Origin of the sequence: Streptomyces anandii JCM 4720, from assembly GCF_014650655.1 — a bacterium.
Taxonomy (GTDB): Bacteria; Actinomycetota; Actinomycetes; order Streptomycetales; family Streptomycetaceae; genus Streptomyces; species Streptomyces anandii.
The window spans coordinates 143,289-153,688 of the sequence record NZ_BMVJ01000006.1 but is presented as its reverse complement, the minus strand read 5'-3'; the positions used below and the strand labels follow the sequence as shown (position 1 = coordinate 153,688).

Below are 10,400 nucleotides of genomic sequence, written 5' to 3'. Positions count from 1 at the left end.
ATCGCGCACTTGGCGAGCAGGATCAGGCCCCAGGCCCAGCTCGCCTTGGCGTAGGCCTTCTTGCGGCCCGGATTGCGGGTGCGCCAGGAGAGGTTCTCCTTGAACACCGGGCCGAGGATCAGGCCGATCAGCGGGACGCCGGCGAGGGTGGTCACGATGTAGGCCAGCGCCAGGCCCAGCGTGTAGAGCATGCCGGGCAGGTAGAAGTCCTTGGCGTTGCCGGTCATCATCGCGAAGACCACGCCGAAGACGACACCGAAGACGCCGCTGAAGGCGTGCTTGACGGTGTCCCGCATGGCGAGGCGGACCACGACCAGGACCAGGGACACGCCCAGCGCGGCGATCGCCGACCAGTGCAGGTCCTTGTTGATCGTGAAGATGGTGACGAAGAGGAGACCGGGCAGCACCGTCTCGACCATGCCCCGGACCCCGCCGAACGCCTCGAAAAGCGCGGCCTCCGTCACCGCCCTGGCCTCGTCGGCGGTCGTCTCTTCGGTCGGCTTGTCGAGTGACGTCACGGGCTACTCCCGTCCGAGGGGTCGCAATTCGTACTTGGGGTTGAACAGCACCCGGCGGCCCCGGCTCATGGAGATCCGGCCCGATGCGATCAGCTTGCGCCCCGGTTCTATCCCCACGATGGAGCGCCTGCCGAGCCACACCACGTCCAGGGCGGCGGTGCCGTCGAACAGCTCCGCCTCCAGGGCCGGGACTCCGGCACGCGGACGGAGGGTGACCGTGCGCAAGGTACCAGTAACCGTGACGATCTGGCGGTCGTGGCAGTCGCCGATGCGGGTACAGCCCGCGGTCTCGGCGTCCTCCCGCAGTTCCTCGGACTCCAGGTCCTCCTGCGACGAGGAGAGCCGGTCGAGCATGCGCCGGAACCGGCCCACCGGCTTTTCGGAACGAGGAACAGCACTCATATCTGAAGCGTACCGGGGCCCACCGACAGCACCGTAACCGCGCTCACTTCTCGAAGCGGTAGCCCATTCCGGGCTCGGTGACGAAGTGTTCGGGGTGCGAGGGATCCGCCTCCAGCTTCCGCCGCAGCTGCGCCATGTACACCCGCAGGTAGTTCGTCTCCGTGCCGTACGACGGCCCCCACACCTCCTGCAGCAGCTGCCTCTGGCTGACCAGCCGCCCGGTGTTGCGCACCAGCACCTCCAGCAGGTGCCACTCGGTGGGCGTGAGCCGTACGTCCTTGCCGCCCCGGTTGACCTTCTTGGCGGCCAGGTCGACGGTGAACCCCTCCGTCTCCACCGTCGTCACGTCGTCGTCCCCCGGCCCGACGGGCTCGGCGCGGCGGACGGCGGCGCGCAGCCGGGCCAGCAGTTCGTCCATGCCGAAGGGCTTGGTGACGTAGTCGTCGGCGCCCGCGTCCAGCGCCTGCACCTTCTCGTCGGAGGAGTGCCGGGCGGACAGCACCAGGATCGGCACCCGGGTCCAGCCGCGCAGGCCCCTGATCACCTCGACGCCGTCCATGTCGGGCAGGCCCAGGTCGAGGACGACGACGTCGGGGTGGCGGGAGGCGGCGAGGTCCAGGGCGGTCCGGCCGTCGGCCGCGGCGTCGACCTCGTACTGGCGTGCCTTGAGGTTGATCACGAGGGCGCGCACGATCTGCGGCTCGTCCTCGACCACCAGCACCCGGGTCATGAGACCTGCCTTTCGGGGTGTACGGGCCGCCCGGCCCACTCGGAACCGCCGGCGTGGAGCTGCTCGGGGCGCGTGCCGGCCGCGCGCAGGGTCAGCACCATGGTGAGGCCGCCGCCCGGGGTGTCCTCGGCGTTCAGCGTGCCGCCCATGGCCTCGGCGAAGCCGCGCGCCACCGCGAGGCCGAGGCCGACGCCCGCGCCGCGGGGCGCGTCGCCGTGGCGCTGGAAGGGCTCGAAGATGCGGTCCTTCGCCTCGTCCGGGACGCCCGGCCCGCGGTCGACGACCCGCACCTCCACCCGGTCGGCCATCGCGCTGGCGGAGACCAGCACCGGCTCATCGGGCGGGCTGTACTTCACGGCGTTCTCCACGATGTTGGCCATGGCCCGCTCCAGCAGGCCCGCGTCCACGGCGACCATGGGCAGCGTCTCGGGGACGTCGAGGTCCACGCTGTCCTCGGGCACGCCGCCCAGCGCCATAGGCACCACCTCGTCGAGGTCGATGCCGCGGATGAGCGGGGTGACCGTGCCGGTCTGCAGGCGGGACATGTCGAGCAGGTTGCCCACGAGGTGGTCGAGCCGGTCGGCGCCCTCCTCGATGCCCTGCAGCAGTTCCGCCCGGTCCTCCTCGGACCACTCCACGTCCTCCGACCGGAGCGAGGAGACGGCCGCCTTGATCCCGGCCAGGGGGGTGCGCAGGTCGTGGCTGACCGCGGCGAGCAGCGCGGTGCGGATGCGGTTGCCCTCGGCCAGGGCGCGGGCCCGGTCGGCCTCCTCCTGGAGGCGGCGGCGGTCCAGTACGACGGCGGCCTGGGCCGCGAAGGCGGCGAGCACGCGGCGGTCGGAGGCGGGCAGCACCCGCCCGGTCAGGGCGAGCGCCATGTGGTCGCCGACCGGCATGTCCACGTCGGCGTCCTCGGGGCGTTCCAGGGGCCGGTCCGTGCCGACCCGGCCGGCGCAGGTCCAGGGGTCCACGTCGCTCTGCCGCTCCAGCAGGGCCACCGACTCCATGCCGAAGGTCTCGCGGACCCGCTCCAGCAGCGCCTCCAGGCTGGTCTCGCCGCGCAGGACGCTTCCGGCGAGGAAGGAGAGTATCTCCGCCTCGGCGCGCAGCCGGGCCGCCTGGTGGGTGCGGCGGGCGGCCAGGTCGACCACGGACGCCACGGACACGGCGACGCCGACGAAGATCGCGATGGCGACGATGTTCTTGGGGTCGGCGATGGTGAGCCGGTGCAGGGGCGGCGTGTAGTAGTAGTTCAGCAGGAAGGAGCCGACGGCCGCGGAGGCGAGCGCCGGGAGCAGACCGCCGAGCAGCGCCGCCGCCACCGTGAGGGTGAGGAACAGCAGCATGTCGTTGGCGAGGCCGAGGTCCACGGTGTTCAGCAGCAGCGCGAGCACCACCGGGCCGAGGACCGCGACGACCCAGCCCCACGCGATCCTGGCCCGCCCGAGCCGCGCGCCGCGGGCCACGGGCAGCCCTCGGCCCTTGGCGACCTCGCCGTGGGTGACGATGTGCACGTCGAGGTCGGGGCCCGACTCGCGGGCGACGGTGGCGCCGACGCCGGGCCCGAAGACGTACTGCCAGCTCTTGCGGCGCGAGGAGCCCAGCACGATCTGGGTGGCGTTGACGCCGCGCGCGAAGTCGAGCAGGGCGGCCGGTATGTCGTCGCCGACGACGTGGTGGAAGGTGCCGCCGAGGTCCTCGACGAGGGTGCGCTGGACGGCCAGCTCCTTCGGGGAGGCGGCGGTCAGGCCGTCGCTGCGGGCGATGTAGACGGCCAGCACCTCGCCTCCGGCGCCCTTCTCGGCCAGGCGGGCGGCCCGGCGGATCAGCGTGCGGCCCTCGGGCCCGCCGGTCAGTCCGACCACGATCCGCTCGCGAGAGCCCCAGATGCGGGAGACCCGGTGCTCGCTGCGGTACCGCTGGAGGTACTCGTCGACCCGGTCGGCCACCCACAGCAGGGCCAGCTCGCGCAGTGCGGTGAGGTTGCCGGGGCGGAAGTAGTTGGACAGGGCCGCGTCGACCTTGTCGGGCTTGTAGATGTTGCCGTGCGCCATGCGGCGGCGCAGCGCCTCCGGGGACATGTCGACCAGCTCGATCTGGTCGGCCCGGCGCACCACCTCGTCCGGTACGGTCTCGCGCTGGCGTACGCCCGTGATGGACTCGACCACGTCGCCGAGGGACTCCAGGTGCTGGATGTTGACCGTGGAGACGACGTCGATGCCGGCCGCGAGCAGTTCCGCCACGTCCTGCCAGCGCTTGGCGTTGCGGGAGCCGGGGACGTTGGTGTGGGCGAGCTCGTCCACCAGGGCGACGGCCGGCGCGCGGCGCAGCACGGCGTCGACGTCCATCTCGGCGAAGCTGCCGCCGCGGTGCTCCAGGCGGCGGCGCGGGACCTGCTCCAGGCCGTGCAGCATCACCTCGGTGCGCGGGCGGTCGTGGTGCTCCACGAACGCGACGACGCAGTCGGTGCCGCGCTCGACCCGGCGGTGCGCCTCGGAGAGCATGGCGTAGGTCTTGCCGACGCCCGGTGCCGCACCGAGGTAGATCCGAAGCTTGCCGCGTCCCATGGCCCCATTGTCTTCCGTGACACCCGTGTACGCTGCGTCGACCCTACGGCCAATAATCGCGACAAATGGGACCCGGTGAAGCCGGGGGAACGTCTTTGACGCAACCCTGACGCCGCCCGTGCCGCTCCGCGGCGAGGCGCGTCATTGCTCGGTCACCTCGCCGTCGCGCAGTTCCAGGACGCGGTCGGCGAGGTCCAGGAGTGCCGCGTCGTGGGTGGCGACCAGGGCGGTCACCCGGCGGCTGTGGACGACGGCGCGCAGCAGCTCCATCACGGCCAGGCCGGTCTCCGCGTCCAGCTGGCCGGTCGGCTCGTCGGCCATGAGGAGCACCGGGTCGTTGGCGAGCGCGCGGGCGATGGCCACGCGCTGCTGCTGGCCGCCGGAGAGCTCACCGGGCCGCTGCCGGGCGTGGTCGGCGAGGCCGACCAGGGAGAGCAGCAGTTCGACGCGCTCCTCCCGCTCGCGGGGGTCGGCGCGGCGCAGCCGCATCGGCACGCCGACGTTCTCCGCGGCGGTGAGGATCGGCAGCAGGCCGAAGGACTGGAAGACGAACCCCACGCGGTCCCGGCGCAGCGCGAGGAGGCCGTCCTCGCCGAGTCCGCCGAGGTCGCTGCCGTCGACGTGGACGCTGCCCTCGTCCGGCTGGTCCAGCCCGCCGACGATGTTGAGCAGCGTGGTCTTGCCGGAGCCCGAGCGGCCCTTGAGGGCGACGAGTTCGCCGCGCGGCACCTCGAAGGAGACGCCGCGCAGGGCGTGCACGGCGGCCGCGCCCTGCCCGTAGGACTTGTGGACGTTCTCCACCCGCACCATCGTCTCGGTGACGACCTGGCTCATGCGCCCTCCCCCGTCGCTGTCCCCGTGGACCGGGCGCCAGTATCACCACCCGCGCGGGCCCCTTCAACCTCCCGCACGGCCGATCTCCCACAGGCGAAGGGCCGCACGGTGAAGGGCCGCACCCCGGGAGGTGCGGCCCTTCACCGTGAGTGTCCCTGTCAGCGGACCTCGGTGATCTCCGGCCCGCGCTGGAGCTGGCCCATGCCGCCGGCGAAGCGGGACTGGCCCTCGTCCTGCTGGACGCCCTCCGGCACCATCTGAGCGTCGTTGGGAAGCTTCAGGACGATCGGGTCGCGGGGCGCCATCGGGCCCTCGCCGCGGACCACGACCGTGTCCCGGAAGATCTGCTCGAGCAGCCCGGCCGCCTGCGGCTGCACCGCGCCCTGGCCCGAGATCACGCCCCGCAGGAACCAGCGGGGACCGTCCACACCGACGAACCGCACGACCTGGAAGCCGCCCGTGCCGTCCGGCAGCTGCACCGGCACCTGGGCGCGCAGCTCCCAGCCCAGCGGTCCCTCGACCTCGTCGACGATGCCGCCCTGCTGGGTGATGCCGGTGGCGATCTCCTCGCGCACCTCGCCCCAGATGCCCTCGCGCTTGGGCGCGGCGAAGGCCTGCAGCTGGACCGCGCTGTCCCCCAGGACGACGGTCGCCGCGACGATCGCGTCGCCCGCGACCTCCACCCGCAGCTCCATGCCGTCCACACCGGGCACGAAAAGCCCGCCCAGGTCCACGCGGCCCTCCGCGGGGTCGCGCACCTCGGAACTGTCCCAGGGCCCGTCGGGCCGCGGTTCGGGCTCGAGCCTCACCCGCTCGTGCTCGACCTCTTCGTCCGCCTCGGTGTCGACGCTGTCGACGACCTGCTCGGCCTCGCCGGCCGCGTCCTCGGCGGCACCCTTCTTCTTGCGACGTCCGAACACGTCACTGTCCTTCCCGGTCGGATACGACCGAAGCGTATCGATTCCCACCCGTCTGGCCGCTCATGGCGGCCGGACCGCTTGTGCCGCTCCCGCCGTCCACCGCGGCGTGGCCACCGGTGGACCCGAAGCCCCCCTCGGCCCGCGCCGAGCCGGGAAGCTCCGCCACCTCCTGGAAGCGGACCCTCTCGACCTGCTGGACGACCAGTTGGGCAATCCGGTCGAAGCGCTCGAACCGCACGCACTCGCGCGGGTCGAGATTCACCACGATCACCTTGATCTCCCCACGGTACCCGGCATCAACCGTCCCCGGGGCATTCACGAGGGCGACACCGCAGCGGGCGGCGAGGCCGGAACGTGGGTGCACGAAGGCCGCGTACCCCTCGGGGAGCGCGACAGACACGCCCGTGGGCAGCACGGCGCGCTCTCCGGGCGCCAGTTCGCAGGCCACGGTGGTCCGCAGATCGGCGCCCGCGTCGCCGGGGTGCTCGTACGCCGGAAGCGGTACGTCCGGATCGACGCGCCGGATCAGCACGTCCAGGGGCCCGCGGCTCACGGGGCTCGCGGAGTCGTCGGAGCGGTCCCGGCTCACGGGTTCACCTCGAAGGCGCGGGCGCGCCGGATCCGGTCCGGATCGCTCATGGCCGCCCGGATCTCCTCCGGCCGGCCGTGGTCCACGAAGTGGTCGACCTTGACCTCGATGAACAGGGCCTCGGCGCGGACGGCGACCGGCCCCTCGGGGCCGCCGACGCGTCCGCTGGCCCGCGAGTAGATCTTCCGCCCGGCCACGGCGGTGACCTCGGCCTCCAGGTACAGGGTCGTGCCGACCGGCACCGGCCGCACGAAGTCGGTCTCCAGCCGGCCGGTCACCGCGATCGTGCGCAGCAGCCAGTTCAGCGAGCCGAGGGTCTCGTCCAGGGCGGTCGCGAGGACTCCGCCGTGCGCGAGACCGGGCGCGCCCTGGTGGGCGGGCTGCACGGTGAACTCGGCGGTGATGCTGACGCCCTCTCCCGCGCGGGCCTGGAGGTGCAGCCCGTGCGGCTGCTCACCCCCGCAGCCGAAACACTCGCCGTAGTGCGCGCCGAGGAGCTCGCCGGGCGCGGGGGCGTCGGGATGCCGTACGGGTGTCACGGCGTCGGCGGGGGGCTGAAGAGCTGCGGAACTACCACTCACAGGCGCAGACCTTACCCGCGCGTCCGGGGATCGCGGACACCGTGCCAAGCTAGCTCCATGCAGCCCTCCGCCCAGCCCTACGAGGAACGTCTGACCGCGCCCCGCTCCTGGTGGCTGATCAGCTTCCTGATCGGTGTCTCCTTCGCCCTGATCCTGCTGCCCTTCGGCACTCTGCCGATGCTCGGCGGCCTGGTCGGCGGCACCGCGGCCGCGGCCGTGGTGGCGAGCTCGTACGGCTCGGTGCGCATCCGCGTGGTCGGCGGCCTGCTGCTGGCGGGCGAGGCGAAGGTGCCGGTGACGGCGCTGGGCGCGGCGGAGATCCTGGACGCCGAGGAGGCGCGCGCCTGGCGCACCTACAAGGCCGACACGCGCGCGTTCCTGCTGCTGCGCGCCTACATCCCGACCGCGCTGCGCGTGGAGGTCACCGACCCGGAGGACCCGACGCCCTACCTCTACCTGTCGACGCGGGAGCCGGAGCGGCTGGCCGCGGCCCTGCGGGAGGCCCGGCAGGCGGCGGCGCCCGGAGCGGCGTGACGGTCGTCGTACGGGCCCTCATGGCCCGTACGAGTGACCCCTCAGCGTCCCGGCTCGTCGGGCGGGACGTCGGTGACGTCCTCCATGCGCAGGGGATCCTTGGGGGCGTCCAGGGGCGGCAGCGCGGGCAGTTCCTCCCAGGGCACCTGGGTCTTGCGCAGGTCCGCGCGGATGCGGGCGGCGAGTCTCCTGGTGTCGCGCCGGTTCAGAGTGGCGCCGACCGCGGCGCCCACCAGGAACGGCATCAGGTTGGGCAGGTCCCGCACGGTCCGCTTCATGATCTGCTGGCGCAGCTGGCGCTTCATCCGGCCGCCCAGGGCCGCGTCCACTGTCGACGGCTTCGTCACGTCGATCCCGCGCTCCCCCGACCATGAGTTGAGATACGCGGTGCTGCGGGCCTTGATTCCTCCGGGGGGCCGCACCCCGTACACCTCGTGGAGCTCGGCGATCAGCTTGAGCTCGATCGCCGCCACGCCGGTGATCTCCGCGGCCAGTTCGGTCGGCATCGCGGGCGGCACCGGCAGCATGGCCGCCGCGCCGATTCCCGCCCCGACCGCGGACGTCCCGGCCGCCGCGCCGGCCACCAGCTTGTCCGCGAGCTGTTCGGGGTCCAGGCCCGGGAACTGCCGGCGGAGCGTGGCGAGGTCGCGCACCGGGATGCGGGGGGCGATGTCGACGATCCGGTCGGTGACGTAGCCCAGTCCCGATGTGATGCGCACCCGGCCGTGGCGCAGGCCGTTGCGGGCCGCCTGCCCGGCCCTGTCGCGGATCGCCGCCCGCCGGGCCCCGGACGGCCGGGTGCCGGGTGCGGGGGTTGCCGCCGGGGCGGCGGGGTCACCGCGCCCGGACAGCGGTTCGAGCGAGGCCGATCCCGACGATCCGGTGGTGCCGGACGTACGGGACGGGCCTCGCTCGGGGTCACGCGCGCCGTGGGAGCCGTGGGACGGCTCCGAGTCCGCTTTCCCACGCGGGAAGCGGCGCTTCCAGGGAGGGGTCGAGCCAGTCACGGCCGACCCGCCCTCAGTCGCAGTCGCGGCAGATCGGCTGACCGTTCTTCTCCCGGGCCAGCTGGCTGCGGTGGTGCACCAGGAAGCAGCTCATGCAGGTGAACTCGTCCTGCTGCTTGGGCAGTACCCGGACGGCCAGCTCCTCATTGGAGAGGTCGGCCCCGGGCAGCTCCAGGCCCTCGGCGGCCTCGAACTCGTCGACGTCCACTGAGGAGGTCGACTTGTCGTTCCGCCTGGCCTTCAGCTCTTCCAGGCTGTCCGAGTCGACGTCGTCGTCGGTCTTGCGTGGGGTGTCGTAATCGGTTGCCATGTCGCTCTCCCCCTCTGGGTGTCTGCGGTGTCTCCAGCGCACGTAACGCGTGAGAGGCCGGACTTGTGCCCGACCCGAGGCGGAGATTTTGCCTCACATCAAGGTCTGTTACTCAATCGACACCCAACCGCACTCCTCAAGAGTGATCGGCTTGGATGGCGATCGGGACCGTACACGGTCCGAATGTCGCACTACAAAGCGGTCTCACCGTGTACTTCCCGTGATCAGGACCCCCGAAAACCCGGATTTTCCCGGCTTTTCGGCGGCCTCATGATCACAGAGTGTGGATGCCCGGAAAACCGCCCATGTGATCGATCACACACGAAGGACCCGGGCAGGGCTCCGAGGATTTCCGCCCAAAGCGAACACCCCCGTGTGTCGGCTCCCGGCGGGCGCCATGATCTCAGATCGGCAGCATGACTCGCATCACCAGACCACCCCCCTCGCGGGGCTGCGCGGAGATGTGCCCGCCGTGCGCCCGCGCCACGGAACGCGCGATGGACAGGCCGAGACCCACACCCTTGTCGCTGCCCGTGCGCTCGGTCCGCAGCCGCCTGAAGGGCTCGAAAAGGTTGTCGATCTCATACGCCGGGACGACCGGCCCGGTGTTGGTGACGACGAGGACCGCCTGCCCGTGCTGCACGTCCGTGGTGATCTCCACCCAGCCGTCCTCGGGCACGTTGTAGCGCACCGCGTTCTGCACGAGGTTCAGAGCGATCCGCTCCAGCAGCACGCCGTTGCCCTGGACCACGGCGGGCTTGCGCTCGCCGCGCATCTTGACGCCCTTGGCCTCGGCCTCCGCGTGCACCTGGTCGACGGCCTGCGAGGCGACCTCCGCGAGGTCCACGGGCTTGCGCTCGACGATCTGGTTGTCGCTGCGGGCGAGCAGCAGCAGGCCCTCGACCAGCTGCTCACTGCGCTCGTTGGTGGCCAGCAGGGTCCTGCCGAGCTGCTGGAAGTCCACGTGTGCCTGCGGGTCCGACAGATGGACCTCCAGCAGGGTGCGGTTGATCGCCAGCGGTGTGCGCAGCTCGTGCGAGGCGTTCCCGACGAAGCGCTGCTGCGCCGTGAACGCCCGCTGGAGGCGGTCCAGCATCTCGTCGAAGGTGTCCGCGAGCTCCTTCAGCTCGTCGTCGGGGCCGTCCAGCTCGATCCGCCGGGACAGGTCCGAGCCGGCCACCGCGCGCGCGGTACGGGTGATCCGGCCGAGCGGGGACAGCACGCGGCCCGCCATCGCGTAGCCGAAGGCGAAGGCGATCACCGCGAGGCCCAGCAGGGCCAGCAGCGAGCGGCTGAGCAGGTCGTCCAGGGCGTGCTGACGCTGTTGGTTCACACACTGGTTCATCGCGTGGTTGAGGTCGGACGCGGTCGTCTGCTGCGGGAAGTTGCAGACGTCGCTCTGGACCTG

The 10,400-nt window shown here is 72.1% G+C and carries 12 protein-coding genes; 1 reads left to right on the top strand and 11 read right to left on the bottom strand.

All coding sequences use genetic code 11. From position 1 onward, the window contains the following. From IE249_RS37140 to IE249_RS13420, 8 genes are all read right to left on the bottom strand, one after another. A partial coding sequence (locus IE249_RS37140; protein WP_229858358.1) for a DUF3159 domain-containing protein occupies positions 1–518 on the bottom strand: 518 nt, incomplete at its 3' end. Between the two features lie 3 nt (positions 519–521). Continuing rightward, entirely contained in the window at positions 522–920 is a 399-nt protein-coding gene (locus IE249_RS13450) for an OB-fold nucleic acid binding domain-containing protein (protein ID WP_086727869.1), read from the bottom strand. Between the two features lie 43 nt (positions 921–963). After that, the gene (locus IE249_RS13445; RefSeq protein ID WP_189705043.1) at positions 964–1,650 is read right to left on the bottom strand and encodes a response regulator; all 687 of its coding nucleotides are present in this window, start codon (positions 1,648–1,650) and stop codon (positions 964–966) included. Beyond that, positions 1,647–4,217, bottom strand: a complete 2,571-nt coding sequence (locus tag IE249_RS13440) for an ATP-binding protein (protein WP_189705042.1) — start codon at positions 4,215–4,217, stop codon at positions 1,647–1,649. The genes IE249_RS13445 and IE249_RS13440 overlap by 4 nt, the downstream gene beginning before the upstream one ends. A 141-nt stretch (positions 4,218–4,358) precedes the next feature. Further along, on the bottom strand, positions 4,359–5,051 hold the full coding sequence (locus IE249_RS13435) for an ABC transporter ATP-binding protein (protein WP_189705041.1): 693 nt from the start codon (positions 5,049–5,051) through the stop codon (positions 4,359–4,361). A gap of 158 nt (positions 5,052–5,209) precedes the next feature. After that, positions 5,210–5,971, bottom strand: a complete 762-nt coding sequence (locus IE249_RS13430; protein ID WP_189705040.1) for a DUF3710 domain-containing protein — start codon at positions 5,969–5,971, stop codon at positions 5,210–5,212. 1 nt (position 5,972) lies between these two features. Continuing rightward, positions 5,973–6,560, bottom strand: a complete 588-nt coding sequence (dut, locus tag IE249_RS13425) for a dUTP diphosphatase (protein WP_229858356.1) — start codon at positions 6,558–6,560, stop codon at positions 5,973–5,975. Next, entirely contained in the window at positions 6,557–7,141 is a 585-nt protein-coding gene (locus IE249_RS13420; protein WP_189705039.1) for a PaaI family thioesterase, read from the bottom strand. Before IE249_RS13420 ends, dut begins: the two co-directional genes overlap by 4 nt. 57 nt (positions 7,142–7,198) lie before the next feature. On the opposite strand from IE249_RS13420, the gene IE249_RS13415 reads away from it, so the two are divergent. Next, complete coding sequence (locus tag IE249_RS13415) at positions 7,199–7,675, top strand: DUF3093 domain-containing protein (RefSeq protein ID WP_189705038.1); 477 nt, start codon at positions 7,199–7,201, stop codon at positions 7,673–7,675. A gap of 41 nt (positions 7,676–7,716) precedes the next feature. Here the strand turns inward: IE249_RS13415 and IE249_RS13410 are convergent, their stop codons facing one another. From IE249_RS13410 to IE249_RS13400, 3 genes are all read right to left on the bottom strand, one after another. Beyond that, positions 7,717–8,682 carry a hypothetical protein gene (locus tag IE249_RS13410; protein ID WP_189705037.1) on the bottom strand — a complete coding sequence of 322 codons (966 nt, stop codon included), beginning with the start codon at positions 8,680–8,682 and terminating at the stop codon, positions 7,717–7,719. Between the two features lie 13 nt (positions 8,683–8,695). Continuing rightward, positions 8,696–8,992, bottom strand: a complete 297-nt coding sequence (locus IE249_RS13405) for a DUF4193 domain-containing protein (RefSeq protein WP_003997302.1) — start codon at positions 8,990–8,992, stop codon at positions 8,696–8,698. A gap of 403 nt (positions 8,993–9,395) precedes the next feature. Continuing rightward, positions 9,396–10,400, bottom strand: a 1,005-nt coding sequence (locus tag IE249_RS13400) for a sensor histidine kinase (RefSeq protein ID WP_229858355.1), incomplete at its 5' end; no start/stop codon positions are given.

Excerpts from the sequence above, each read along its gene's own strand:
- IE249_RS13450 (WP_086727869.1), bottom strand. The coding sequence starts at position 920 with ATGAGTGCTGTTCCTCGTTCCGAAAAGCCGGTGGGCCGGTTCCGGCGC.
- IE249_RS13435 (WP_189705041.1), bottom strand. The coding sequence starts at position 5,051 with ATGAGCCAGGTCGTCACCGAGACGATGGTGCGGGTGGAGAACGTCCAC.
- IE249_RS13440 (WP_189705042.1), bottom strand. The coding sequence starts at position 4,217 with ATGGGACGCGGCAAGCTTCGGATCTACCTCGGTGCGGCACCGGGCGTC.
- IE249_RS13405 (WP_003997302.1), bottom strand. The coding sequence starts at position 8,992 with ATGGCAACCGATTACGACACCCCACGCAAGACCGACGACGACGTCGAC.
- IE249_RS13415 (WP_189705038.1), top strand. The coding sequence starts at position 7,199 with ATGCAGCCCTCCGCCCAGCCCTACGAGGAACGTCTGACCGCGCCCCGC.
- IE249_RS13445 (WP_189705043.1), bottom strand. The coding sequence starts at position 1,650 with ATGACCCGGGTGCTGGTGGTCGAGGACGAGCCGCAGATCGTGCGCGCC.